The sequence below is a fragment of the Brevundimonas sp. genome (genome assembly GCF_035626535.1).
Classification (GTDB): Bacteria; Pseudomonadota; Alphaproteobacteria; order Caulobacterales; family Caulobacteraceae; genus Brevundimonas.
In genome coordinates, this window is record NZ_DASPNO010000050.1 from 1 (window position 1) to 25,004 (window position 25,004).

Below are 25,004 nucleotides of genomic sequence, written 5' to 3' on the forward strand. Positions count from 1 at the left end.
TGGTTTCGCTCTGACCGTCCGCCGAATTCCTTCGCCGATTGACAGCGACGCCCGCGCCAACCACGTTCCGCCCCCTTTCGAGCCCCTTCAAGGCCCCCTCCCCGCATGAACCTCGTCGTCGTCGAGAGCCCCGCAAAGGCCAAGACCATCAACAAATATCTGGGCCCGGACTTCCACGTCCTGGCGTCCTACGGGCACGTGCGCGACCTGCCGTCGAAGGACGGATCGGTCCTGCCCGACGACGACTTCGCCATGTCGTGGGAGGTCGACGCCAAGGCCTCCAAGCGGCTGGGGGAGATCGCCGAGGCGGCGAAGAAGGCCGACCGCGTCATCCTCGCCACCGACCCCGACCGCGAGGGCGAGGCGATCAGCTGGCATGTGCTGGAGGTCCTGACGAAGAAGAAGGCGCTGAAGGACACGCCCGTCGAACGGGTCACCTTCAACGCCATCACGAAGAGCGCGGTGCTGGAGGCGATGGCCGCGCCGCGCCAGCTCGACATGGAGCTGGTGGAGGCCTACCTGGCGCGCCGCGCGCTGGACTATCTGGTCGGCTTCACCCTGTCGCCAGTGCTGTGGCGCAAGCTGCCGGGCGCGCGCTCGGCCGGCCGGGTGCAATCTGTCGCCCTGCGCATCGTCGTCGACCGCGAGATGGAGATCGAGCGATTCAAGGCCCAGGAATACTGGTCGGTCGAGGCCGACCTGACGGCCGACAGCCCGCCGTTCACCACCCGTCTGGTCAAGCACGCGGGCAAGCGGGTGCAGCGGCTGGACATCGTCTCGGAAGCCATGGCTACGGCCGCCCGCGAGGCGATCAACGCCGGCCAGTTCACCATCCGCTCGATCGAGAAGAAGCCGGTCAAGCGCGCGCCCAGCCCGCCCTTCATGACCTCGACCCTGCAGCAGGAGGCCTCGCGCAAGCTGGGTTTCACGGCGCAGCGCACCATGCAGGCGGCGCAGAAGCTGTATGAAGGCGTCGACGACCAGGGCGGCCTGATCACCTATATGCGGACCGACGGCCTGTACGTCAGCCCGGAAGGGATCGCCCAGGCGCGGGACCTCATCGGCCAGCGCTTCGGCCCGGCCTACGTCCCCGAGCAGCCGCGCTACTACAAGACCAAGGCCAAGAACGCCCAGGAGGCCCACGAGGCCATTCGGCCGACGAACATGATGCGGGCGCCCGAGACCTTGCGTCTCGAGGGCGACCTGCAGCGGCTCTACGAACTGATCTGGAAGCGGACCATCGCCAGCCAGATGGAGTCGGCCCGTCTGGACCGGACCACGGTGGACGTGGAGACTCCGGACGGCCAGACCGGCCTGCGCGCCACCGGCCAGGTGGTCGCCTTCGACGGCTTCATGGCCGTCTATGAGGAGGGCCGCGACGACAAGCCGAAGTCGGGCGAGGACGACGAGGACGACACCACCCGCCTGCCGACCCTGAAGGAAGGCGCGACCGCCAGGGTCGAGGCGATCCGCACCGAGCAGCATTTCACCGAGCCCCCGCCGCGCTATTCGGAAGCGACCCTGGTCAAGAAGCTGGAAGAGCTGGGCATCGGCCGGCCGTCAACCTACGCCTCGATCCTGACCACGCTGCGCGACCGCGAATATGTCCGCACCGACAAGGGCCGATTCTATCCGGAGGACAAGGGGCGGCTGGTCACGGCCTTCCTCGAACAGTTCTTCCGCAAATGGGTGGAGTACGATTTCACCGCGGCGCTGGAGACGCGGCTGGACGAGGTCTCGGCCGGAAAGCTGAACTGGAAGGTGCTGCTGCGCGAATTCTGGGCCGACTTTCATGTCGCCACCCAGGCCGCCGGAGAACTGCGCACCACGGCGATCCTCGACGCGCTCAACGAGTCGCTGGGGCCGCACATCTTCCCGCAGAAGGAAGACGGCTCTGATCCGCGCGAATGCCCGCTGTGCCATCAGGGCCAGCTGAGCCTGAAGACGAGCCGGTTCGGCGCCTTTATCGGCTGCTCGCGCTATCCCGACTGCAAATATACGCGGCCGGTGGCCTCTCCCGACGCGGCCGAAGGCGGCGCGGAGAGCGGCGACCGCGAACTGGGCGTGGATCCGGCGACGGGACAGCCGATTAGTCTGAAGATCGGACGGTTCGGGCCGTATGTTGAGACGACGCCGCCGGGCGAGGACAAGCCGAAGCGGTCGTCCCTGCCGAAGGGCTGGTCCCCGGCGTCGCTGACCCTCGAACAGGCGCTGCGGTTGCTGGCCTTGCCGCGCGAGGTCGGGCTGCATCCGGAAGACGGCAAGCCGATCACGGCCGGGCTGGGGCGGTACGGACCGTTCGTGCAGCACGCCGGGACCTACGCCAACGTCGCCGACATCGACGAGGTGTTCGAGATTGGACTGAACCGGGCCGTGGTGCTGCTGGCCGAGAAGCGGGCCGGGAAGTTCGCCGGTCGCGGAGCCGCCGCAGCGCCCCTGAAGGATCTGGGCGCCCATCCCGAGACGGGCGATCCGGTACACGTCATGGCCGGCCGGTTCGGGCCCTATGTGAAGTCCGGCAAGATCAACGCGACCCTGCCGAAGGGCACGGCGCCGGAGGACCTGACGCTGGAGGCGGCCCTGCCGCTGCTGGCGGCGCGGGCGGCCGCGGCACCGTCAAAGGGCAAGAAGGCCCCGGCGAAGAAGGCTGCGGCCAGGAAGCCGGCGGCGAAGAAGGCGGCTCCGAAGAAGAAGGCGGCGGTGAAGAAGGCGCCAGCGAAGGCATGACCTTTCCCGGTCGTGATCCTCGGGCTTGACCCGAGGATGAGAGGTTGGGCGGGCTGTGCGGCGGAGACGGCTCCGCGGGCGTGACCGCATCAGCTTCGAGGGAGCACCGGACGGTCTGATCCTCGGATCAAGCCCGAGGATGACGGCGGGAGATGCTCAGCCCTTCAGCAGCCGGTCCCGCGCGGCGTTGAGCCGCGAGGCCAGCCCTTCCGTGCCGCCCTGATCCGGATGGGCGCGCGCCATCAGCCGCTTCCAGGCGGTGTTGATCTCCTGCGGCGTGGCGGAGGCGGAGACGCCGAGCAGCGACCGGGCCTCCGCGGCGCTCATCGCCTCGGTGCGGGGCGCCGCCGCGCGCTGCCGCGAGGCCACCGTCAACCAGAGGCCGGCGCCCGCGAGGGCCGCGGCGGCCAGCCATGAACCGCGGGCGGCCAGCAAGACGGCTCCGGCGATCAGGACGGCGCTGAAAAGGGTGGCGGTGACGCGCCAGTGGCCCCGCCCTCGCGGCTCCGTCTGACGGCCCAGCCGGACCAGCGCCCAGACGGCGATCGCCGCCAGAGCCAGCCAGACGAGGCTCAAGACCTCACGCCGCGGCGTCCAGCGGCGCGTTCAGGGAGCCGCCGTCGAGGCCGAGCGCCTGCATCAGGTTGCGCAGCTCCTGCCGGGCGGCGACGTGGGCCAGCGACACCGCCACCGGCCGCACCTCGTTGGACAGGTCGGCGACGCTGAGGCCGAACGGGAAGAGCTCGCGATAGATGACCCGGTCGCGCAGGCCGGGGCCCATGCGGAAACCGACGCGGCGGGCCAGCTTCTCCATCCGCTCCTCCAGCCGCTGGCGGTTCCGGGCGGCGGCGACGGCGAGGCGATTGGTGACTACGATCCAGTCGATGGCTGCGGCGCGTCCCTCGGTGACGGCGCGGTGCTTGCGCGCCTCCCAGACGCTCTCGGAATAAATCGACGGCTTGAGCAGATCGAGCGTCACCGGGTCGATCTGGCCGAGCAGGTCGAAGTCGACGAAGCTGTCGTTCATCGGGGTGACGATCTGGTCGGCGAGGCCGTGGGCCGTGCGCGACAGCAGGGTGTCGCCGCCGGGCGTGTCGATCAGGATGAACTCCGCCTCGGCCCGGGCGGCGGCGAAGGCGGCGTCGAAGCGCGCCATCTGTTCGGTTTCGTCGGCCTTTGCCAGCGCCTTGCCGTCGCCCATGTCCGGCTCGAACGGCATCGGCAGCGACTGGCCGTGCCCCTCCGCCCAAGCGGCGCGGTTGGCGAAGAATTTGGCCATCGATCGCTGACGCAGGTCAAGATCGATGATGGCGACCGACCGGCCGGCGTGGAGCAGGCCGCAGACGATGTGGATGGCGAGCGTGGACTTGCCCGCCCCGCCCTTCTCGTTGCCGACGACGATGACCGTGGGGTCAGCCATGAATTCCCGATGCTCCGACGGCCGCCGACTCGATGCGCGACCTTGAAGCGCCAAAATCGCCGGGCCGGGGCGCGGCGTCAACGGGAGCGGCGGTCAGCGACTGTGGATGTGGGGCGCCGGCGCCTCGGACCTGTGGCCTAGGCGGCGCGGTGACACCACGGATCGTCGATGCCGGCGGCGGCGCAGACCGCGGCGGCCCGGGCGGCGGGGGCGCGGACCTTCAGGCGGGTGAGACGGCGTCCGCCGACCTCGACGGCTTCGAACACGGGGGTCAGGCCGTCGAGATCGAGACGGGCCCAGGCGGCGCGGGCCGCGGACTCGCTGGAGTAGGCGCCGATCTGGACGAGTTTTCCGGACGCGGGCGGGACGGCCGGCGCCCGCGCGGGCCGGAGACCGGCCTGGGCGGCGGCGCTGTCGAGGCGGGCGGAGACGTTGCGGACGACGGCGTCGGCCATCGCGGGCGCGGCGGCTGCGGCGAGGCGCGAACCCTGCTCCTCCGCCATGGCTTGCAGGTTGCCGTCGCGGGCGTCCCAGAGGGCGTGGGGGTCCATCACCTCGACCTTGAGCGCGGGCCGGAGACCGGCCTCGGCGGCGGTGCGGGCCGCCACGGCGTCCGCCGGGCCCGCCTCGTGCGGCTGGTCCAGCGGGATGGCGGCGACCGCCTCGGCCATGTTCTCGAACCGGTGCGGATCGGCGTCGACCATGCCGCAGGCGGACAGGGTGGCGGCGGCCAGATAGGCCAGCACTGGACGGATGATGAGGCTCGGCGTCATAAGCGGCACACTGGCACGCCGGGCTTTGAAGCGCGGTTCACAAGCACGCTTAAGCCGAAGGGTTAATCCGTTCACCATGCCCGACACTCCCGACCTGCCCGTCGCTCGCACCATCGCGGCCCTGCGCGAGACGGTAAGCGGCTGGAAACGGCAGGGGTTCACCGTCGGCTTCGTGCCGACCATGGGCGCGTTGCACGAAGGTCATCTGACGCTGGTGCGGAAAGCACGCGAGCGGGCCGACCGCGTGGTGGCCAGCGTGTTCATCAACCCGACCCAGTTCGCAGCGCATGAGGACCTCGGCTCCTATCCCCGGCAGGAGGCGCGCGACGCCGAACTGCTCGCAGGCGCCGGATGCGCTCTGATGTACGCACCAGCCGTCGGGGAGATGTATCCCGCCGACGCAACCACGACGGTCTCCGTCGGCGCGCCGGCAGAGGGCCTGGAGGGCGCGTTCCGGCCGCAGATGTTCGGCGGCGTCGCCCTGGTCGTGGCCAAGCTGCTGAACCAGGTCCAGCCGCACGTCGCGGTATTCGGAGAGAAGGACTATCAACAGTTGATCGTGGTTAACCGGCTGGTGCGCGATCTGGATCTTCCGGTCGAGATCGTGGGCTCGCCGACCGTCCGCGACGGTCACGGCCTCGCCCTGTCGTCGCGCAACGCCTACCTGACGGCGGAGCAGCTGGAGGTGGCGCGGAGGCTGAACGGCGTGCTCGCCGAGGCTGGCGCCAAGGCGGTGGCGGGCGCCAGCCTTCCCGCCGTCGAGGCCGAGGCGCGCGAGGCGCTGCTGCAAGCGGGCTTCAGCCACGTGGACTATGTGGCCGTGCGGCGAGCGGAGGACCTCGGCGAGTTCGACGATGACGTCGTCGACGGACCCGCCCGAGTCCTCGCCGCCGCCTGGCTGGGCAAGACGCGGCTGATCGACAATATGGCGGTCTGACCGGCGCTAGCCGATCGCGCCGACGCACCCCTCGCCGCCCCCGACCGGCAGGACCGCGTCGGTGAGCGACAGGGTCCAGCCGTGGTGGGTGTCGAGGCCGCGGCGGCGGATGCCGGAGCCGTCCCCCGCATCGCCGCCGGCGGTGACCAGCACGCGCGGGCCGCCGGGCAGCGCCGCCGGGTCGATGCGGCCGACCGCCAGCGCCGTGGGGGTCTCGCCGCCGAAACCATCGAAGACGCTGAGCGCCGACCACTCGCGGCGCAGGCCGGTCCACCACGGATCGCCGGCATTGACGGCCAGCACCGCGACGCCGTGGCCCTCCGCGGCCCAGGCGAGCGCCGCCTGCGGATCGCGCACCGCCTTCATGTCGGCGGCGTCGCCGAAGCGCAGGCGGGCGCCGTCGAAGGCGCGGGTCGGCTCGACCGGCGACCAGACCTGCACCTGCAGGCGGCCCTGGCGGGCGAGGCCCCAGCCGACGATCTGGCGCCAGAGGGACGCGACGGCTTCGCGGTTGTCGGGAGCCGCCTGGGCGAGGACGCGGTCGAGGACGGTCTGCTCGCGGTCCGGGCGCAGCTTCACATGCGGGCCGGAGGGCGCGTCCTTGGCCTTGCCGACGCGGGCGGCGATGGCGAGGCGGCGCTCGAACAGGGCGAGGAGCTGGTCGTCGAGGACGTCGATGTCGTGGCGCAGGGCGGCGAGCGCCATCTGCTCGGGGGAGACTTCAAGGGGGGCGGGCCAGACCTGCTGGAGGGCGGGCGCGATACTGGAATGGGGCACGGGAGAGACTTTCGGTTTCGATACGGGCTTGAGCGTTTGCGAGCCGCCGCTCCATCGCGGAGCGGTCGCCGGCGAGGCGGTCAGGACGCGATGCCCGACGCCTCAGCCGGCGTATCGAAAGCCGTAGAAATACAGGTCCGCGGCCGCGTCGAGGCGGGCGAATTCAGTCGCAGCGATGGCTTGCGAACGGACCATGAGCCTCATTGGGCGCAAGGATCGTGCGGCGTCAACACAGTCAGGCGCTGAGAAGGACAAAGCGCGTGCGGTTGTCGGCGGAATCCTGGATGTCGTTGCGCAGAATCGACAGTTCGTAGACCTCCGCCGCCCGCGTCGGCGCGACGGCGGCCCGGGTCGGATCGTTGGCCTCGGCGACAGCGCGCGCGGCGCCGGCGGTGTCGTAGGCCTCGACGGGCGTGATGCCCAGTTCACCCAGCGTGCCGGTGCACTGGCCCAGCGCGGCGGGATGGCTCTCGGCCGTCCGGATGTCGCCGAGCCGCGCCCCGGGCGGGGCCATCAGGGCGAGGCGGATCGGCCGCCAGACCTCCGACACCACGGTGAGGCCAGCGGCCTCGATGATGGACGCCGCCGGTTCGACGCGGCCGATGGTGGTGTTCTCGACCGGGATCAGGGCGCAGCCCACCTCCCCGGCCTTCAGGGCGGCGATGGCGGCTTCGAAACTGTCGTAGGCGACCGGTTCGTCCCATGGCCGCAGGTCGATGACGGCCTCGTGGCTGAAGGCCCCCGGCGCGCCCTGATAGGCGCAGCGACCGGCCACGTCGTCGTTAGGGAGGCGACCAATCCGTTCGGGCATCGCGGGTTCCTGTCTCTTCACGCATGTTAGGGGCCCGAAGATTGGCGACAAGCCCCCGGACCGCGGGACGACACGAACGGCGCCGGCCGGGATGACGAAACGTGGACCGGGCCGAAGCCGAGGCGACGATCGGGGTGGTCGCGCCGCTGTTCCCGTCGGTCAGGCTGCCTGCGAGCGGTTGATCCGGCCGGTCTTGAGCCGTTCGGCGACGAGGAAGGCCAGCTCCAGCGCCTGATCGGCGTTGAGGCGCGGGTCGCAGTGGGTGTGGTAGCGGCTGGACAGGTCGTCCTCGGTCAGGGCCTGGGCGCCGCCGAGGCATTCGGTGACGTTCTGGCCGGTCATCTCGAGGTGGACGCCGCCGGGGTGGACGCCCTCGGCCTCCGCAACATCAATAAACCCGCGCACCTCGGACAGGATGCGTTCGAAGGGGCGGGTCTTGTAGCCGTTGCCGGCCTTGAGAGTGTTGCCGTGCATCGGGTCGATCGACCAGATGACGCGACGACCCTCGGCCTTCACCGCCTGCATCAGGCGCGGCAGGCGGTCGCCGACCTTGTCGGCGCCGAAGCGCCCGATCAGGGTCAGACGGCCGGGGCTGTTGTCCGGATTGAGCACGTCGATCAGGGCCAGCAGGTCGTCGGGCTCCATGGTCGGGCCGCACTTCAGGCCAATGGGATTGCGGATGCCGCGGGCGAATTCGACGTGGGCGCCGTCCAGCTGGCGGGTGCGCTCGCCGATCCAGACCATGTGGGCCGAGGTGTCGAACCATTCGCCGGTGGCGCCGTCGAGGCGGGTCAGGGCGCTCTCGAGGTTGAGCAGCAGGGCCTCGTGCGAGGTGAAGACCTCGACCCGACTGAGGTCCGGGTGGGTCTCGGGCGTGACGCCGACGGCCTCCATGAAGGCCAGGGCCTCGGTGATCTTGTCGGCGAGGTCGCGGTATTTGGCGCCATAGGCGCTGTCGGCCGCGAAGCCCATGGTCCAGCGGTGGATGTTGTAGAGATCGGCGTAGCCGCCGCCGGCGAAGGCGCGCAGCAGGTTCAGGGTCGAGGCCGACTGGTTGTAGGCGCGGATCAGCCGCTGCGGATCCGGCACGCGCTCTTCCGGCGTGAAGGCCATGCCGTTGATGATGTCGCCGCGGTAGCTGGGCAGGGTCGTTTCGCCGATGGTCTCGAGCGACGACGAGCGCGGCTTGGCGAACTGGCCTGCGATGCGGCCGACCTTCACCACCGGCTTGCGGCCCGCGAAGGTCAGGACCACGGCCATCTGCAGAATCAGGCGGAAGGTGTCGCGAATGTTGTCGGTCGAGAACTCCTTGAAGCTCTCGGCGCAGTCGCCGCCCTGGAGCAGGAAGGCCTCGCCGGCCTCGACCTGGGCCAGTTTGGCGGTCAGGTGACGCGCCTCGCCGGCGAAGACCAGCGGCGGCATGGCCCGCAGCTCGTCCTCGACGCGGTGCAGGGCGGCCACGTCCGGATAGTCCGTCGGCATCTGCACGACGGGTTTTTGTCTCCAGCTCTCGGGCGTCCAGCGCGTCGTCATTTCAGCAAGATAGGCGGAGCGCGGGTCGTGGACAATGAACCGTTGTGACGCATGGCGTCCCGAGCCGCCCCTACCCCGCGTTGGTGTTCTGGGACTGCTTCTCTTTGAGGGTGACGAGTTCCTCGGCCATGGTCGGGTGGACGGCGCAGGTGGCGTCCCACTGGGCCTTGGTCAGGCCGGCCTTCACGGCGATGGCGGCGAGCTGGATCATCTCGGGCGCCTCGGGGCCGACGATATGGACGCCGACGACCTTCTGGCTGGCGGCGTCGACGACCAGCTTCATCAGCACGCGCTCGTCGGAGCCGGTGAAGGCGTATTTCATCGGCCGGAAGCGGGTGACGTAGACGTCGACCTCGCCCGGGCAGGAATGGCGCGCCTCGCTCTCGGACAGGCCGACGACGCCGACGGGCGGCTGGCTGAACACGGCCGTGGCCACGGCCTCGTAGTCGAAGGCGGTCGGATTGTTGCGGTACACCGTCTCGTGGAAGGCGACCGCCTCGCGGATGGCCACCGGCGTCAGGTTCATGCGGTCGGTGACGTCGCCGATCGCCCAGATGTTGTCGGCGCTGGTCTTCGAGAAGGCGTCGACGCAGATGGCGCCATTGTCGTCGATCTTCACACCGGCCGCCTCCAGACCCAGGTTCTTCACGTGCGGCACGCGGCCGGTGGCGAACATGACGACATCGGTCTCAAGACTCATGCCGTTGCCGAGATGATTGACGATGCCGGTCCCGGTCTTCTCCAGCGAGGTATGCTGGCAGCCGAGGATGACCTTGATGCCGCGCTTCTCGATCTCGCCGGCGAGGTGGGCGCGGACGTCGTCGTCGAAGCCGCGCAGGATGTTCGGCCCGCGATAGATCAGGGTAGTCTCGACCCCGAGGCCGGCGAATATGCCGGCGAACTCGACGGCGATATAGCCGCCGCCGGCGATCAGGATGCGCTTCGGCAGTTCGGGCAGGTGGAAGGCCTCTTCCGAGGTGATGGCGTGCTCGATGCCGGGCAGGTCCTCGGGTTTCCACGGGCGTCCGCCGGTGGCGATCAGGATCTTCCCGGCGGTGATGGTCTGGCCCTTGCTCCCGTCGCTCTTGGTGATCTCGACGGTGTGGGCGTCCTTGAGAACAGCGCGGCCGTGGACCAGGTCGACGCCGGCCTTGCCGAGATTGGCGGCGTAGATGCCGGACAGGCGGGCGATCTCGACGTCCTTGGCCTCGAGGAAGGTCGGCCAGTCGAATTTCGCGCCCTCGAACGACCAGCCGTAGCCTTCGGCGATCTCGATGGCATGACTGACCTCGGAGGCCATGACCATGAATTTCTTGGGCACGCAGCCGCGGATGACGCAGGTGCCGCCGACGCGGTGCTCCTCGGCGATGGCGACGCGCTTGCCGCCGAGGGCCGTGAGCCGCGCCGCCCGGACGCCGCCCGAGCCTGCGCCGATGACGAAGAGGTCGTAGTCGTGGTCGGCCATTCGGAGAGGCTCCGTCCGCGCGGGGCGGCGCGAGGGGTCTGGAGGGGCGCCCGCCGGCGGGGCCGGCCCGACTTAGGCGCCGCCGCACGCGGGAGCAAGGGCAAGGCTCAGCCGGGCGTTCCTCGCCGAACCGGACTCAACGAGCTTGACCGGGCCGGAGGTGGGCGCATAGTCGGGAGAATGGCCCCAAGGATGTAACTCATGGTTGCTCTCGCCATCGCCGCCCTGCTGGCTGTCGCGCCGATGCAGGTTCCGCAGCAGGCTCCTGCCCCACAGGAGGCCCCGGAACAGGCCCGGGCCGCCGACCCGGCGGCGGTGGATCTCGGCGAGGTCGATGTCACCGGACGGCCGCTGGACGCCATGATCCGCGAATTCGTCACCGAGGTCGCCGAACCCAACCGGCGGCGCGGCCTGGCGCGCTGGGACGGCCCCATCTGCATCGGCGTGGCGAATCTGAGAGCCGAGCCGGCGCAGTATATCGTCGACCGGGTGTCGGCCGTGGCCGAGGACATCGGCCTGAATCCGGGCGAGCCGGGCTGCGCGCCCAATGTCATCATCATCGCCAGCGACCAGCCGTCGGCGCTCGCCGGGCAGTTGACGCGCGAGCGGCGCCGCGCCTTCCGCATGGGCGGGACCGGGATGGACCGCGGCGGGGACGCCCTGGAGACCTTCATCGCCTCATCGGCGCCGGTGCGCTGGTGGCAGCTGAGCATGCCGGTCAACTCGGAGAACGGCATGAGGGCGGTGCGCCTGCCGGGCGACTGCAACAACAGCTGCGACATGGAGGCCGGCCTCGTGGGCACGCCCGAGGATTACGGGCCGACGATCAACGTCTTCTCCGCCTCGCGCCTGAGCACGCAGATCGTCGATCAACTGTTCCGCACGATCGTCATCCTCGACGTCAACCAGATCGACGGCGTCCCGGCGAACCAGCTGGCCGACTATGTCGCCATGGTCACCCTGGCGCAGATCGATCCGGAGGCCGACACGAGCGGCTACGCCTCGATCCTGAACCTGTTCGAGACCCCGGACGCGGCGCCCGGGCTGACCGACTGGGACTTGGCCTACCTGGGCGGCCTGTACGACGCCGAACGGACGCGGAAGAACCTTCGCGCGGGCCGGATGGAGATCGCCGACACCATCCATCGCGCCCATCAGGACCTGCGGACCGGCGAGGACGACGAGTAGCGAATGGCGCCGTTGATCGGGCCGCCCTTCGGATCATAATGACGAGACCGGTCGAAAGGACCTGACCATGACTGCCCTCGCTCTCGCCGCCTTGCTGGCCGTCGCGCCGATGCAGACGCCGCCGCCCGCCCCGCAGGACGCGCCGCCGCAAGCCGCGACCCCGGCAGGGGACCCGGTCGATCTCGGCGAGGTCGAGGTGACGGGGCAGCCGCTCGACGCCATGATCCGCGACTTCGTCAACGAGGTCGCCGAGCCCAACCGCCGTCGGGGCCTCGCCCGCTGGGACGACCGCATCTGCATCGGCGTCGCCAATCTGCGGGCCGAGGCGGCCCAGTACATCATCGACCGGGTGTCGACCGTGGCGGACGACCTGGGAGTCATCCCCGGCGAGCCGGGCTGCACGCCGAACGTGATCATCATCGCCTCCGACGATCCGACCGGTCTGGCGCGGGAGCTGGTCGAGGAGCGCCGCCGAGCCTTCCGGCTGGGCGGCGCGGGCATGGACCGGGGCGGAGATGCGCTGGGCGCCTTCGTCGAGACGGACCGGCCCGTGCGCTGGTGGCAGGTCAGCATGCCGACGGACTCCGAGACGGGCCGCCCGGCCATCCGCCTGCCCGGCGAATGCATGGGCGAATGCAGGATGCCCGAGGACGCCGCGCCGGTCGTGAATGTGTTCTCCGCCTCGCGGCTGAGCACCCAGATTGTCGACTACATCTTCCGCACGGTGGTCATCCTCGACATTGACCAGGTCGGCGGCGTCTCCGGGCAGCAGCTGGCGGACTACGTGGCCATGGTCACCCTGGCGCAGATCGATCCCGAGGCCGACACCAGCGGCTATGCCTCGATCCTGAACGTGTTCGATGACCCGGGCGCCGCGGCGGGGCTGACAGACTGGGATCACGCCTATCTGCAGGGCCTCTACAACGCCGAGCGCAACCGCAAGAACCTGCGCGCGGGTCGGACCGAGATCGCAGACTCGATCCACCGGGCGCATGACGAGCTGCGGGCCGGCGAGGAGGAGGCGGCCGAGTAGGTCGCCGTCAGGGCGTCAGCAGCTCCACGCCGCCGTCCGTGCCGATGATCGCCTCGTCGGCCAGGTCGAGGAACAGACCGTGCTCGACCACGCCGGTGATCAGTTTCAGATCGTCGGCGAGGCGGGCGGGATCGTGGATGGCGCCGCATTTCGCGTCGTAGATCAGGTTGCCGCCGTCCGTTCGCACGAGGCCGCGGTCGGCGCTCCTGACGCGGGCGGGCATGGCGATGTCGTGGTCGGTCAGGACGTCGGCGATGCGGTTGGCGGTGGTCTTGTGACCGAAGGCGACGACCTCGATCGGCAGGGCGAAGGCGCCGAGGGTCTTCACCACCTTGGCGGCGTCGGCGATGACGAGGCAGCGGGCCGAGGCCTCCCAAACCAGCTTCTCGCGTAGCAGGGCCGCGCCGCCGCCCTTGATCAGGGCCAGACCAGGCCCGACCTCGTCCGCGCCGTCGACGGTCAGGTCGATGCGGGGGGAGTCGTCCAGGGTGGAGAGCGGCAGGCCGAGTTCGCGGGCCAGTTCGGCGGTGGCCTCGGAGGTCGGGACGCAGCGCAGGTTCGGCAGGTCGCGGGCGGCCAGCGCCTTGACGAACCAGGCGGCGGTGGAGCCGGTGCCGAGGCCGACGGTCATGCCCGCCTCGACGCGGAGGGCGGCGGCTTCGCCGGCGAGGCGTTTCTGGTTGTCAGCACTCATTTGGGCTTCGCCGCCTTCTTCGCACGCATCGCTTCCATAAACCGGGCCGCCCAGCCCGGTTTCGTCGTCTGTTCGCCGCGGCCGAGGGCGAGGTCGCCGGGCGCGACGTCCTTCGTGATCACCGAGCCGGAGCCGACCATGGCGCCCGCGCCGACGGTCACCGGCGCGACCAGCGAGCTGTTGGAGCCGACGAAGGCGCCCTCGCCGACCGTGGTGCGGTGTTTGAAGAAGCCGTCATAGTTACAGAAGATCGTTCCGGCGCCGATGTTGGCCCTGGCGCCGATCTCGCCGTCGCCGAGGTAGGCCAGGTGGTTGGCCTTCGCGCCGGCCGCCATGCGGACGTTCTTCACTTCGACGAAATTGCCGATCTTGACCTTCTCGCCGAGATCCGCGCCGGGGCGCAGGCGGGCGTAGGGGCCGACCTCGGCGCCGGCGGCGACCGCGGCGCCCTCGATATGGCTGAAGGCGCGAATGCGGGCGCCGGAGGCGATCTTCGCGCCCGGGCCGAACACGACATAGGGCTCGATGACGGACCCGCCGCCGACCTCGGTGTCGAAGGCGAAATGGACGGTGTCGGGGGCGGGCATGGTGACGCCCGCGGCCATCAAGGCCTCGCGCTTCGTCCGCTGGAACAGGGCCTCGGCGACGGCCAGTTCCGCCTGGGAGTTGACGCCCATGACGGCGTCCTCGGCGGCGAAGACGGCCCGCGTGGGGGCGCCGCGGCGGCGAGCCAACTCGACCACGTCGGTGAGGTAGAATTCGCCCTTGGCGTTGTCGTTCTTCACCTCGCGCAGCAGGTCGAACAGCAGGCCGACGGGGGCGGCCATGACGCCGGAATTGCAGGCGGTCAGGGCGAGGACGTCGGGCGAGGCCTCCTTCGCTTCGGTGATGGCGAGCAGCTGGCCGCCGTCCATGACGAGGCGGCCGTAGGCGCCGGGGTCGCGGGCCTCGAAGCCGATGACGGTGACGCCGTCGTGCGCCGCGAACACCGGCTGGATGTCGGCGGCGGTCAGCAGGGGCACGTCGCCGTAGGTGATGACCACCTGGCCGACGAAATCGCCCAGCACGGCCTCGGCGGCGCGGACGGCGTGGCCGGTGCCGAGCGGCGGGTCCTGCACGGCGACGGCGTCCTCGCCGAGCCGCTTCTCGACATGGGCGCGGACCTCGGGCGAATGGGCCCCGACCACCACCACGATGCGTTCGCAGCCCAGCGCCTCGGCGGCGTCGATGGCGTGATCCAGCATGGCGCGGCCGCCGACCGGGTGCAGCACCTTGGGCAGCGGCGACTTCATCCGCGTGCCCTGGCCGGCGGCGAGGATGATGGCGGCGCGGGGATGGCTGGTCATGAATCGGTCCGGCGGTTAGTCACGCCCGAGGTCTAGCCCATCGGGGCGGCCGGCGGGAGACGCCCATGGCGGTTGCGGAGACGGAACAGGATCTGGACGGCTGGACCATCGCCTTCGATCTCGACGGCACGCTGGTGGAGACGGCGCCGGACCTGATCGGGACGCTGAACCGGCTGCTGGCCCAGCACGATCTGCCCGCCGTGCCGCTTGAGGGGGCGCGCCACCTGATCGGATGGGGCGCGATCGCCCTGCTGAAGCGTGGTTTCGAGGCGGCGGGGGCCGAGTGGGACGAGGCCGCCTCCCCGGCCCTGCTACAGGCCTTCCTCGCCGACTATGTCGCGCATATCGCCGACGAGAGCACCGCCTATCCGGGCGCGATCGAGGCGCTGGACCAGCTGGCGGCGCGCGGCGCGATCCTGTGCGTGGCGACCAACAAGCCGACCGACCTGGCGGTGGCGCTGTTCAGGGCCATCGGGCTGGAGGACCGCTTCGCCTCAATCTGCGGGCCGCAGTCGGTGTCCGCGCGCAAGCCGGACGCGGCGCATATCCGCGAGGCCGTGCAGCAGGCGGGCGGCGATCCGGCCCGGGCGATCATGGTCGGCGACAGCATCACCGACCTGGACGCGGCGCGGGCGACGGGCGTGCCCTGCATCCTGACCACCTTCGGCTACACCGACACGCCGGCGGCGGAGCTGGGCGCCGACGCCCTGATCGACCATTTCGACGCCCTGCCGGCGGCGGTGGAGCGGCTGATCGGGGTTCAGGCGCCGCTACGGGCGTCGAAGGCCTGACGGGCCGATTCGATGCGGTCGAGGTGTGCCTCGGCCCAGGTCCAGACGCCGCAGAAGGCCTCCGACAGGCTGTGGCCCATGTCGGTCAGCCGGTATTCGACCTTCGGCGGGATGACGGGATGGACGGTGCGGACGACGAGGCCGTCGCGCTCCATCTGGCGCAGGGTCTGGGTCAGCATCTTCTGGCTGATGCCGCCGGCCAACTCGCCGATGCGGGTGAAGCGGATCTCGCCATGTTCCTCGAGCACCTCGAGCACGATCATGGTCCACTTGTCGGCGACGCGGCCGATGACCTCGTTGACCAAGGCCTCGACGCGGGGGTCCAGCGGAGCATGGTGCGGATCTTTTTCCGTCTGAAAGCCCATGTCAGCCATAACTCTCTCTTGGGTAAGTACAGCACATTCGGGTGCCTACTTTCTGATCGTAAGTGTGAGGTATAGGTGATCGGCCGTCGGAAATCCAATCGACGGAGAACATTCATGGACACCCGCAACGACACCATCCTGATCACCGGCGGCGGCTCGGGCATCGGCAAGGCCATGGCCGAGGCGCTGCACGCCCGGGGCGCGAAGGTGATCATCGCCGGCCGGCGACGCGAGGCGCTGGAGGCGGTCGCCGCCGCCCATCCCGGCATGGCCTTCGACACGCTGGACGTGGAGGACCCGGCCTCGATCACGGCCTTCGCCGCGCGGGTCGTCGTGGCGCATCCGGACCTGAACGTGCTGATCAACAACGCCGGGGTAATGGTTGCCGAGAACCTGACCGCCGAGCCGGTCGACCTGGTGGTGACGGAGCGGACCGTCGCCATCAATTTGCTGGGCCCGATCCGGCTGACCGCGGCCCTGCTGCCGCATCTGAAGCGCAAGACGACGGCGACGGTGGTCAACGTGACCTCGGGTCTGGCCTTCGTGCCGCTGACGACCACCCCGACCTATTCGGCGACCAAGGCGGCGCTTCACTCCTGGAGCCAGTCCCTCCGCCATCAGCTGCGCGGAACGTCGGTGGAGGTGCTGGAATGGGCCCCGCCGGCGGTGGCGACCGACCTGATGCCGGGCCACGCGGAGAACCCCAACTCCATGCCGCTGGCCGACTTCACCGCCGAGAGCCTGGCCCTGCTCGAGGCGGGCGAGACCGACGAAATCTTCGTCGAGCGGGTGAAATTCCTGAGCGGGGCCGAGACGCGGGGCGAGTACAGCAAGGTCTTCAAAGCCCTGAACGGGGCGGACTGACCCGATAAATCTGTCGGCGGCACGGTTGCGGATTGCGGAAAGAGCCAACACATACCGCGGCCGACCACCGAGAGCCTTCCCATGTTCCGTCGCTTCTTCGCGATTCCGCTGTGGCAGCGGACCGCCGCCGGCTTCGCCCTCGGTATCGCAGCCGGACTGATCCTGCGCGAGCAGGCGGAGGTCTGGCTGCAGCCGATCGGCGACGTCTATCTGAACCTGATCCGGATGGTGGTGGCGCCGCTCGTGCTGTTCACCATCGCCAGTTCGATCGCCAAACTCGGCGAAGGCGCGGGCGCGGTGCGGCTGGGGGTGCGGACCCTGGTCTGGTTCGCCGTCACCTCACTGCTGGCGGTGCTGGTCGGCTTCGCCTTCGGACACATCATCAATCCGGGCGTCGGGCTGGAGAGCCTGCCGCTGGGCGAGGTGCGCGAACGGGAGATTCCGACGCCGCTGGACGTGCTCATCGGCATCGTCCCGACCAACCCCTTCGCGGCTCTCAGCGAAGGCAAGGTGCTGCAGATCATCTTCTTCTCGGCCCTGGTGGGCGGCGCGCTGGTGGTCCTGGGCGACCGGGCCCAGACCGCGCGGCGATTTGTGGACGAAGGCGCGGCCATCGTTTTCCGGATCACTCGCTGGATCATCCAGCTGACCCCGTTCGGCGTCTTCGGCCTGATCGGATCTGTGGTGGGCGGCTACGGCTGGGAGGCGCTGCTGCCGCTCGGCAAGTTCATCTTCGCCATCTACGCCGCCTGCCTGTTCCACATCCTGATCGTCTATTCGGGCCTGCTGAAGCTGCACGGGCTGAAGGTGCGCAGCTTCTTCCGCGGCGCCTTCGCGGCCCAGCAGACGGCGTTCGCCACCTCGTCGTCGCTGGGCACCCTGCCGATCACCCTGCGCCAGACCGTCGAACGGCTGGGCGTGCCGCAGGCCTACGCCGCTTTCGCCGTGCCGCTGGGGGCCAACGTCAAGATGGATGGCTGCGGGGCGATCTACCCCGCCATCGCGGCGATTTTCATCGCCCAGTATTTCGGAATCGACCTGACGCTGACCCAGTATGTGCTGATCGGGCTGACGGCGGTGCTGGGATCGCTGGGAACAGCGGGCGTGCCCGGCACCTCGATCGTCATGCTGACCCTGACCCTGTCGACCGCCGGCCTGCCGCTGGAGGGCATCGGCTACATCATCGCCATCGACCGGATCATCGACATGATGCGCACGGCGACGAACGTCACCGGCCAGATGCTGGTCCCGGTGCTGGTGGCGAAGGAGGAGAAGATCCTCGACGAGGGCATCTACGACGGCCACGTCGCCTGGCTGCCGGGCGATCCGGATGCGGAGACGCCGGAAACGGTGCGGGCGGCGGGCATCTGACGTCTTGCCAGCCCAAGGCGACCGGGCTATGTCCCCGCCTCCCCGATTGATGGATGCGTAGCTCAGCGGGAGAGCACCTCGTTCACACCGAGGGGGTCACAGGTTCAATCCCTGTCGCATCCACCATTTCGCCGTTATTTCCCGCTACAGGCCGCCGTCCGCCGCTCTCCGCGCCGACCGTTCGCGCGCTGATCGTGCTATTGGACCAAGCCATGCCCTTCCCCGCCAGTCATCCTGCGCTCGACCGCGCCCTGTCCGAACGCGGCTACGCCGAGCCCACGCCGGTGCAGGCCGCCGTGCTGGAGGCCGAGGAAGGCCGCGACCTGCTGGTCTCGGCCCAGACCGGCTCCGGCAAGACCGTGGCCTTCGGCCTGGCGCTGGCCACCACCCTGCTGGGGGAGGCCGAGCGATTCGCCGACAACGGCGCCCCGGCGGCCCTGATCATCGCCCCGACCCGCGAACTGGCCCTGCAGGTCTCCAAGGAGCTGGAATGGCTCTACGCCAACACCGGGGCGCGCATCGCCACCTGCGTCGGCGGCATGGACCCGCGCGCCGAGCGCCGGGTGCTGGAGCGCGGCGCGGCCATCGTGGTCGGAACCCCCGGACGCCTGAAGGATCACATCGAGCGCGACGCGCTGGACCTGTCGGAGCTGAAGGCGGTCGTCCTCGACGAAGCCGACGAGATGCTGGACATGGGCTTCCAGGAAGACCTGACCTTCATCCTCGACCAGGCCCCGGCCGAGCGCCGCACCCTGCTGTTCTCCGCCACCATCGCGCGCGACATCGCTGAACTGGCCAAGACCTACCAGCGCGATGCGATCCGTATCGACACCACCAACAAGAACGTCGCCCACGGCGACATCGAGTACCGCGCCATCCGCGTCGCCCCGCATGAGGTCGAGCACGGCGTGGTCAACGTTCTGCGCTATTTCGAGAGCCCCGGCGCGCTGGTCTTCGCCAACACGCGCGAGCGGGTGAAGCACCTGACCGCCAGCCTGCGCGAACGCGGGTTCTCGGTGGTCGGACTTTCGGGCGAACTGACCCAGTCGCTGCGCTCCGAGGCGCTGCAGGCGCTGCGCGACGGCCACGCGCGGGTCTGCGTAGCCACCGACGTGGCGGCGCGCGGCCTCGATCTGCCAGATCTGGGCCTGGTCATCCACGCCGAAATTCCAGTCAACAAGGCCACCCTGCTGCACCGCTCGGGCCGGACCGGCCGCGCGGGCAAGAAGGGCGTGTCGGTCCTGATGGTCACGCACACGCGTCGCCGGAAGGTCGAGCTGATGCTGCAATCAGCCTCCATCAAGGCCGAATGGGCGGGTCCGCCGTCGGCGGATGACATCCGCGCCAGGGACCACGAGCGGATGATGACCGACCCGGTGCTGATGGCGCCGGCCGACGAGGAGTCGCTGGACTCGGGCCGGCAGTTGCTGGAGCGGACCTCGCCCGAGCACGTCGCCGCCGCCCTGATCCGCCTGTACCGCGAGAAGCTGCCGCCCCCGGAAGACGTTCACGACGACGAGCGGATGAAGCGCGCCCAGACCACCGGCGTGAATGAGCGCGGCCAGCGCGATGGCCCCCTGACCGACTTCGCCCGCGGCGGCGAAATGAGCTGGTTCCGGGTCAACATCGGGCGCGAGAAGAACGCCGACCCGAAATGGCTGCTGCCGCTGATCTGCCGCCTCGGGCACGTCACCAAGCGCGACGTCGGTTCGATCAAGATCTTCGACCGCGAGACCAAGTTCGAAATTACCAAGGACGCCGAGGCGAAATTCCGCACGGCCCTGACCCAGCCCAACGACGACGGCGTGACCATCCAGGACGCGGTGGCGCCGTCGCCGGGCGAGAAGAGCCTGCGCAAGTGGGACAAGGCGGACGGCGGCGATCGCCCGGAACGCGGCGACAAGCCGTTCCGCAAGCCGCGCGCCGACGGCGACGGACCGAAGAAGCCCTGGGCCCCGCGCCCCGACGGCGATGCGCCGAAGAAGCCGTGGAAGGCCCGCGAGGACCGGCCCGAGGGCGGCGCGCCGAAGAAGCCGTGGACGCCGCGCAAAGACGCTCCGGCGGCCGATACCGGCGCAAGGGGCGGCACGTGGGTGAAGCGGACCAAGGACGGTCCGACGCCGGAAGGCAAGAAGCCGTGGGTCGACAAGGCCAAGGGTCCGAAGAAGCCGTGGACGCCGCGTGCGGAAGGCGCCGCCCCGGCCGGCGACCGCCCGTGGACCGGGAAGCCGAAGCCGGGCTTCAAGCCCAAGCCGGGCGGCAAGCCGTTCAAGGGCAAGACCAACCGCGGCTGACGGCGCCGCCGGCCTGACCATTGCACCGTGCCTGTAACCGTTTACGGTAAGGTCGAAACAAGCAGCGGCGGGCATGGAAAATGGCGGACGTCCGGCTGACCGGGGTGACCAAGCGGTTCGGCGCGACCGAGGTGCTGAAGGGCATCGACCTGGAAATCGCGGACGGAGAGCTGGTGGTCTTCGTCGGGCCGTCCGGCTGCGGCAAGTCAACCCTGCTGAGGACCATCGCCGGCCTCGAAGAGGCCGACGGCGGCGAGATCGCCATCGGCGGGCGGGCGGTCAACGACCTGTCGCCCTCGGCCCGGGGCATCGCCATGGTGTTCCAGTCATACGCCCTGTATCCACACATGAACGTCTATGAAAACATGGCGTTCGGACTGAAACTTGCGAAAGTGGACAAGGCTGAGGTCGATCGCCGCGTGCGTGGCGCGGCCGAGACTCTGAACATCACCGACTATCTGGACCGCAAGCCCAGGGCGCTATCCGGCGGCCAACGACAGCGGGTGGCCATCGGCCGGGCCATCGTGCGCGAACCGGAGGTCTTCCTGTTCGACGAGCCGCTGTCCAACCTGGACGCCGCCCTGCGCGTGCGAATGCGCTACGAGTTCGCCAGCCTGCACGAGCGGCTGAAGACGACGATGGTCTACGTCACCCACGATCAGGTCGAGGCGATGACCCTGGCTGACCGGATCGTGGTGCTGAACGCCGGGGCCATCGAGCAGGTCGGCCAGCCGATGGAGCTGTACGAGCGCCCGCGCAACCTGTTCGTGGCCGAGTTCATCGGCAGCCCGAAGATGAATCTGCTGCCGGCGAGGATCGTCACGGCGTCCGCGCGAGGCGCGACGGTTCGGACCGAAGCCGGCGAAACCCTGAAAGTCGACGTCGACGCCTCGCGCGCCTCGCCGGAAGACGCCGTCACCCTTGGCGTGCGGCCGGAGCACCTGACCCTGTCCGGCCCGGGAGACACGGTCGCCGCCATGGTCACCTTCGTCGAGACGCTGGGCCACGCCACCTACGCCTATCTTACGGCCGGGGATGCGGCGCTGACCGTGCTGCTGCCGGGCGACATGCGGCCGGCTGTCGGCGAGGCGCTGACGCTGCGCGTGTCCGCGGGACAGACGCATCTGTTCGATGAGGGCGGCGAGGCCTTCGCCCGCCTCCGGGCCTAGGATTCGGCGGGGGCCAGCCTGCAGCCGCCGGCGATGCCCGACGCCTGGGCGCAGGGCCAGGCCCGATCGAACCGGCCTTCCGGCGTCAGCCGCAGAATCATCCCCGCTCCGGCGCCGCAGCTCAGTTCGAAATAGCGGGCGCCGCCGGCGACGCCGACCACCCGGGCCCGATCGGCCGCGCACGCCGGACCATCCGCCGGCAACCAGGACGCCACGGTGGCCGCCTGCTCTTCCGGCGTGGTGAATTTGCAGGTCTCCCCCATGGCGGCGAGATCCATGCAGGAGAAGGTCTCCGTGATGTCGGTCCGGTTGATCGGAGTCTGCAGCCACAGACCGTCACGGCCTTCGCAGCCGATCTCATAGCGGTCCTGGTCCTCGCCGACCCGGCCGATCCACGCCGCCTGGTCGACAACGCAGGCGGGATCGATCCGCGCGGCGAGCGGGCGCAGGGCGGCCGCCGCGTCCTTGTTGCCATCCAGCAGGCAGAGGGAGGTCACCGGCCGCGAGGCGTCGGTGGCGCGCATGGTCTCCTCGGTGGCGGCTAGATGCAGGCAGTTGAGGATGGCGGGCGCGTCGGTGGTGACGACGAGGTAGCCGGGTCCCTCGCGGCAAGCGACCTCGTAGATGTCCTTGCGTTGGCGGGTCTCGCCGGGATTGTGGGCGGCGACGATCTCGCACGGCACCCCCGCCCCGGCGAGTATCGCCGCCGTTCGCTCGCGGACGAGCCGCTCGGGCGTCGCCCGCCGGCTGCCCTGCGGCCAGTTGCGGAGTTCAGCAGCGCTCAGATAGGGGCCGATCGGGCCGAGATGGTCGCCCTGATGGTGGCCGTCGGAGAGCTCCTTGCCGCCCCAGGCGTTCCCGCCGGGCGGCTCGTCCTGGGCCATGGCGGCGCCGCAGACGCCGAAGCCGACGACAAGGGTGATGAAGAGCCCGCGGAGCAGTTGAATGGGACGCATGGCCGTCCTCCTCGCGTAACGGCGTGATCAGAACACCCGTGCGTCACGAGGGTCAAACCTGTTTTCATCCACCCCGCGTGTTGCGTTGCACAAAGGCGCGGCACTAGATGGGACATGATCTCCCCCGCCCTGTTGACCGTCGACCTGCGGGCGCTCGCCGCCAATTACCGCACGCTCGAGACGATCGGCGGCGTACCCGTGCATCCGGTGGTCAAGGCCGACGCCTATGGCCTGGGCGCCACCGCCTGCGCGGCGCGGCTGATGCGTGAAGGGGCGCGGACCTTCTTCGTGGCGCGGACCCGCGAGGGCGAGAGCCTGCGGGCGGCGCTTGGTGCGGAGGCGGCCATCTATGTGCTGGACGGCTGCCTGGAGGGTCGGGCGGCGCGGCTGCGCGAGGCCGACCTCCGCCCGGTGCTCAACACCGGGGCGCAGTTGGCGGAATGGCAGGCCGGGGGCGGCGGACGCTGCGGACTGCAGATCGATACGGGCATGAACCGGCTCGGCTTCCGGCCCGAGGCGGCGCCGGAGCCGTTCGAGGGTCTCGACCTGGTGCTCAGCCACCTCGCCTGCGCCGACGATCCGGCCGAGCCGATGAACGCCCGGCAGCGGGACGCCTTCGCCGCGGCCGCGCGGCGCTATCCCGGGACGGTGCGGTCGTTCGCCAATTCGGGCGGGGTCTTCCTCGGGAGCGACTACGGCTTCGACGCGTCGCGGCCCGGCATCTGCCTGTACGGCGGCGGGCCGGAGGGACGGCCGGACGACAGGATCAAGCCGGTGGCGACGTTCGCGGCCGAGGTGCTGCAGGTGCGCGACGTGCCGGCGGGGGAGAGCGTGGGCTATTCGCGGGCTTTCGTTGCGGACCGACCGCGCCGGATCGCCACGGTCGCGGCGGGATACGCCGACGGCGTGCTGCGCAGCTACAGCCCCAGAAGCCTCGTATGGGCCGGCGGAACGCTGCGGCCGATCGTCGGGCGGGTGTCGATGGACGTCTGCGCGGTAGATGTCACGGGCGGCGACGTGGCGGTCGGGGATCTCGTCGAACTGTTCGGGCCGAACCGGCCGCTGGACGATGCGGCCGCGGCGGCGGGAACGGTGGCCTGGGAGCTGCTGACCTCAGTGGGCCCGCGGGCGCTGCGGCGTTACGTCTGAGGCCAGGCGCCGGCCTGGGTGAAGGCCACCGCGAAGGTCGCGGCCAGCAAGGGCGCGGCGATGATGAACAGCACCCGCGCGATGCCGGCCCAGCGCCTGACAACGTCGTCGTTGATCTCGGCGTAACGGCCGCCCAGCAGCCACCCAAGATAGCCGAACAGTTCGAACGGGTTGGTCAGCGGGTCGGGGGCTTCGGGGGCCTTGCCCCCGCTCTTCAGGTCACGGATGCGGACGAGCAGCCGCCAGGCGCTCAGGCCGTAGGCCATGGCCGCCACCCAGGTGACTCCGAACAGGATGAAGAAGGTTTCCTCGGACATTCGGCCCCTACGTCATTATCGGTCGCAGGGTCATCAGAGCCCCTGCCCCGCCCGCGCCGACTCCTGTAAGCCAACAGCATGGCTCGAGACGGCGCAATTCATGTTTGTCAGTCCTGCGGGGCGGTCCACGGCAAGTGGTCCGGCCAGTGCGGCGCCTGCGGGCAGTGGAACTCGATCGTCGAGGAGAGCCGGTCGGCCCCGCCGGGGGCGCTGAAGCCGGCGGCGAGCAGCCGGGCGCGGGGCGTGCAGTTCGAGACGCTGCAATCCGACACGCCCGAGCCGCCGCGTATCGTCACCGGCGTGACCGAGTTCGACCGGGTCTGCGGCGGCGGCGTTGTGCCGGGCTCGGCCATCCTGCTGAGCGGGGATCCGGGCGTCGGCAAGTCGACCCTGCTGCTGGACGTGGCCGGACGGGCGGCGATGTCCGGGCGGCGGGTGGCCTACATCTCCGGCGAGGAGGCCGTCGAGCAGATCCGGGCGCGGGCCAGGCGGATGGGGCTGGAGAGGGCGCCGGTGGAGTTGGCCTCGGCCACAGCGCTGCGGGAGATTCTCGGCACACTGAAGCGCGAGCGGTTCGATATCGTCATCGTCGATTCGATCCAGACGCTGTGGTCGGATGCGCATGAGGCGGGGCCCGGGTCGGTGACCCAGGTGCGGGCCTGCGCCGGCGAGATGGTCCGGCTGGCCAAGTCGCAGGGCGTGGCGGTGGTGCTGGTCGGGCATGTGACCAAGGACGGCCAGGTGGCCGGGCCGCGCGTGGTCGAGCACATGGTCGACGCCGTACTGAGTTTCGAAGGCGAGCGGGGCTATCCGTTCCGCATCCTGAGAGCCGGCAAGAACCGCTTCGGGGCTACAGACGAGATCGGCGTCTTCGAGATGGGCGACGCCGGCCTGCGCGAAGTGGCGAATCCGTCCGCCCTGTTCCTCGGCGAGGGCAAGGACCGGGCCCCGGGCGCGGCGGTGTTCGCGGGGATCGAAGGCTCGCGACCGGTGCTGGTCGAGGTGCAGGCGCTGGTCTCGAAGT

General features: G+C 70.1%; 23 protein-coding genes and 1 tRNA gene. 12 read left to right on the forward strand and 12 right to left on the reverse strand.

The window, feature by feature from the left end; translation table 11 throughout:
* Window positions 1–105 precede the first annotated feature (105 nt).
* Entirely contained in the window at window positions 106–2,727 is a 2,622-nt protein-coding gene (gene topA / locus VEC04_RS07005) for a type I DNA topoisomerase (RefSeq protein ID WP_324775230.1), read from the forward strand.
* 156 nt (window positions 2,728–2,883) lie between these two features.
* On the opposite strand, the gene VEC04_RS07010 is transcribed toward topA, so the two are convergent.
* From VEC04_RS07010 to VEC04_RS07020, 3 genes are all read right to left on the reverse strand, one after another.
* Complete coding sequence (locus VEC04_RS07010; protein ID WP_324775232.1) at window positions 2,884–3,303, reverse strand: molecular chaperone DnaJ; 420 nt, start codon at window positions 3,301–3,303, stop codon at window positions 2,884–2,886.
* A 4-nt stretch (window positions 3,304–3,307) separates the two neighbouring features.
* Window positions 3,308–4,147, reverse strand: a complete 840-nt coding sequence (locus VEC04_RS07015) for a division plane positioning ATPase MipZ (protein WP_324775233.1) — start codon at window positions 4,145–4,147, stop codon at window positions 3,308–3,310.
* A gap of 137 nt (window positions 4,148–4,284) precedes the next feature.
* Entirely contained in the window at window positions 4,285–4,920 is a 636-nt protein-coding gene (locus VEC04_RS07020) for an SPOR domain-containing protein (RefSeq protein ID WP_324775235.1), read from the reverse strand.
* Window positions 4,921–4,996: 76 nt separating this feature from the next.
* Here VEC04_RS07020 and panC point away from each other — a divergent pair, with 76 nt between their 5' ends.
* Window positions 4,997–5,857 carry a pantoate--beta-alanine ligase gene (gene panC / locus VEC04_RS07025; RefSeq protein ID WP_324775237.1) on the forward strand — a complete coding sequence of 287 codons (861 nt, stop codon included), beginning with the start codon at window positions 4,997–4,999 and terminating at the stop codon, window positions 5,855–5,857.
* Between the two features lie 6 nt (window positions 5,858–5,863).
* Here the strand turns inward: panC and VEC04_RS07030 are convergent, their stop codons facing one another.
* The 4 genes from VEC04_RS07030 to gor all read right to left on the reverse strand — a co-directional run bounded on the left by VEC04_RS07030 (window position 5,864) and on the right by gor (window position 10,443).
* Entirely contained in the window at window positions 5,864–6,634 is a 771-nt protein-coding gene (locus tag VEC04_RS07030) for a chorismate mutase (RefSeq protein ID WP_324775239.1), read from the reverse strand.
* 235 nt (window positions 6,635–6,869) lie between these two features.
* The gene (locus tag VEC04_RS07035; protein ID WP_324775240.1) at window positions 6,870–7,445 is read right to left on the reverse strand and encodes a prephenate dehydratase domain-containing protein; all 576 of its coding nucleotides are present in this window, start codon (window positions 7,443–7,445) and stop codon (window positions 6,870–6,872) included.
* Window positions 7,446–7,604: 159 nt separating this feature from the next.
* A complete protein-coding gene (locus tag VEC04_RS07040; RefSeq protein ID WP_324775241.1) occupies window positions 7,605–8,978 on the reverse strand; it encodes a class II 3-deoxy-7-phosphoheptulonate synthase in 1,374 nt (457 codons plus the stop codon).
* A 70-nt stretch (window positions 8,979–9,048) separates the two neighbouring features.
* On the reverse strand, window positions 9,049–10,443 hold the full coding sequence (gene gor, locus VEC04_RS07045; RefSeq protein ID WP_324775243.1) for a glutathione-disulfide reductase: 1,395 nt from the start codon (window positions 10,441–10,443) through the stop codon (window positions 9,049–9,051).
* A 201-nt stretch (window positions 10,444–10,644) separates the two neighbouring features.
* Between gor and VEC04_RS07050 the strand changes: the two genes are divergently transcribed.
* Window positions 10,645–11,631 carry a hypothetical protein gene (locus VEC04_RS07050; protein ID WP_324775245.1) on the forward strand — a complete coding sequence of 329 codons (987 nt, stop codon included), beginning with the start codon at window positions 10,645–10,647 and terminating at the stop codon, window positions 11,629–11,631.
* A 67-nt stretch (window positions 11,632–11,698) separates the two neighbouring features.
* Window positions 11,699–12,664 (forward strand): hypothetical protein, encoded by a 966-nt coding sequence (locus VEC04_RS07055; protein WP_324775247.1) that lies wholly within the window; start codon window positions 11,699–11,701, stop codon window positions 12,662–12,664.
* A 7-nt stretch (window positions 12,665–12,671) separates the two neighbouring features.
* On the opposite strand, the gene rpiA is transcribed toward VEC04_RS07055, so the two are convergent.
* A complete protein-coding gene (rpiA, locus tag VEC04_RS07060; RefSeq protein ID WP_324775249.1) occupies window positions 12,672–13,358 on the reverse strand; it encodes a ribose-5-phosphate isomerase RpiA in 687 nt (228 codons plus the stop codon).
* Window positions 13,355–14,704 (reverse strand): bifunctional UDP-N-acetylglucosamine diphosphorylase/glucosamine-1-phosphate N-acetyltransferase GlmU, encoded by a 1,350-nt coding sequence (glmU, locus tag VEC04_RS07065; RefSeq protein ID WP_324775251.1) that lies wholly within the window; start codon window positions 14,702–14,704, stop codon window positions 13,355–13,357. Before glmU ends, rpiA begins: the two co-directional genes overlap by 4 nt.
* A gap of 65 nt (window positions 14,705–14,769) precedes the next feature.
* Between glmU and VEC04_RS07070 the strand changes: the two genes are divergently transcribed.
* Window positions 14,770–15,495 carry an HAD-IA family hydrolase gene (locus VEC04_RS07070; protein ID WP_324775253.1) on the forward strand — a complete coding sequence of 242 codons (726 nt, stop codon included), beginning with the start codon at window positions 14,770–14,772 and terminating at the stop codon, window positions 15,493–15,495.
* Here the strand turns inward: VEC04_RS07070 and VEC04_RS07075 are convergent.
* A complete protein-coding gene (locus VEC04_RS07075) occupies window positions 15,465–15,869 on the reverse strand; it encodes a helix-turn-helix domain-containing protein (protein ID WP_324775255.1) in 405 nt (134 codons plus the stop codon). The genes VEC04_RS07070 and VEC04_RS07075 overlap by 31 nt on opposite strands.
* 105 nt (window positions 15,870–15,974) lie before the next feature.
* Here VEC04_RS07075 and VEC04_RS07080 point away from each other — a divergent pair, with 105 nt between their 5' ends.
* The 5 genes from VEC04_RS07080 (at window position 15,975) to VEC04_RS07100 (ending at window position 21,558) form a co-directional block, all read left to right on the forward strand.
* Window positions 15,975–16,724: an SDR family oxidoreductase gene (locus tag VEC04_RS07080; RefSeq protein WP_324775257.1), complete on the forward strand. Its 750-nt coding sequence runs from the start codon at window positions 15,975–15,977 to the stop codon at window positions 16,722–16,724.
* 81 nt (window positions 16,725–16,805) lie between these two features.
* Window positions 16,806–18,095 (forward strand): dicarboxylate/amino acid:cation symporter, encoded by a 1,290-nt coding sequence (locus tag VEC04_RS07085; protein WP_324775259.1) that lies wholly within the window; start codon window positions 16,806–16,808, stop codon window positions 18,093–18,095.
* A 51-nt stretch (window positions 18,096–18,146) separates the two neighbouring features.
* Window positions 18,147–18,221 (forward strand) — tRNA-Val (locus VEC04_RS07090).
* An 86-nt stretch (window positions 18,222–18,307) separates the two neighbouring features.
* The gene (locus VEC04_RS07095) at window positions 18,308–20,389 is read left to right on the forward strand and encodes a DEAD/DEAH box helicase (RefSeq protein WP_324775261.1); all 2,082 of its coding nucleotides are present in this window, start codon (window positions 18,308–18,310) and stop codon (window positions 20,387–20,389) included.
* An 80-nt stretch (window positions 20,390–20,469) separates the two neighbouring features.
* The gene (locus VEC04_RS07100; protein WP_324775263.1) at window positions 20,470–21,558 is read left to right on the forward strand and encodes a sn-glycerol-3-phosphate ABC transporter ATP-binding protein UgpC; all 1,089 of its coding nucleotides are present in this window, start codon (window positions 20,470–20,472) and stop codon (window positions 21,556–21,558) included.
* On the opposite strand, the gene VEC04_RS07105 is transcribed toward VEC04_RS07100, so the two are convergent.
* Window positions 21,555–22,514: a hypothetical protein gene (locus VEC04_RS07105; protein ID WP_324775265.1), complete on the reverse strand. Its 960-nt coding sequence runs from the start codon at window positions 22,512–22,514 to the stop codon at window positions 21,555–21,557. The genes VEC04_RS07100 and VEC04_RS07105 overlap by 4 nt on opposite strands.
* A gap of 114 nt (window positions 22,515–22,628) precedes the next feature.
* Between VEC04_RS07105 and alr the strand changes: the two genes are divergently transcribed.
* Window positions 22,629–23,663 carry an alanine racemase gene (gene alr / locus VEC04_RS07110; RefSeq protein ID WP_324775267.1) on the forward strand — a complete coding sequence of 345 codons (1,035 nt, stop codon included), beginning with the start codon at window positions 22,629–22,631 and terminating at the stop codon, window positions 23,661–23,663.
* On the opposite strand, the gene VEC04_RS07115 is transcribed toward alr, so the two are convergent.
* On the reverse strand, window positions 23,654–23,980 hold the full coding sequence (locus VEC04_RS07115; protein WP_324775269.1) for a hypothetical protein: 327 nt from the start codon (window positions 23,978–23,980) through the stop codon (window positions 23,654–23,656). The two genes, alr and VEC04_RS07115, sit on opposite strands and share 10 nt — an antisense overlap.
* 78 nt (window positions 23,981–24,058) lie before the next feature.
* On the opposite strand from VEC04_RS07115, the gene VEC04_RS07120 reads away from it, so the two are divergent.
* The coding region (locus VEC04_RS07120) for an AAA family ATPase (protein ID WP_324775272.1) at window positions 24,059–25,004 on the forward strand (946 nt) is incomplete at its 3' end.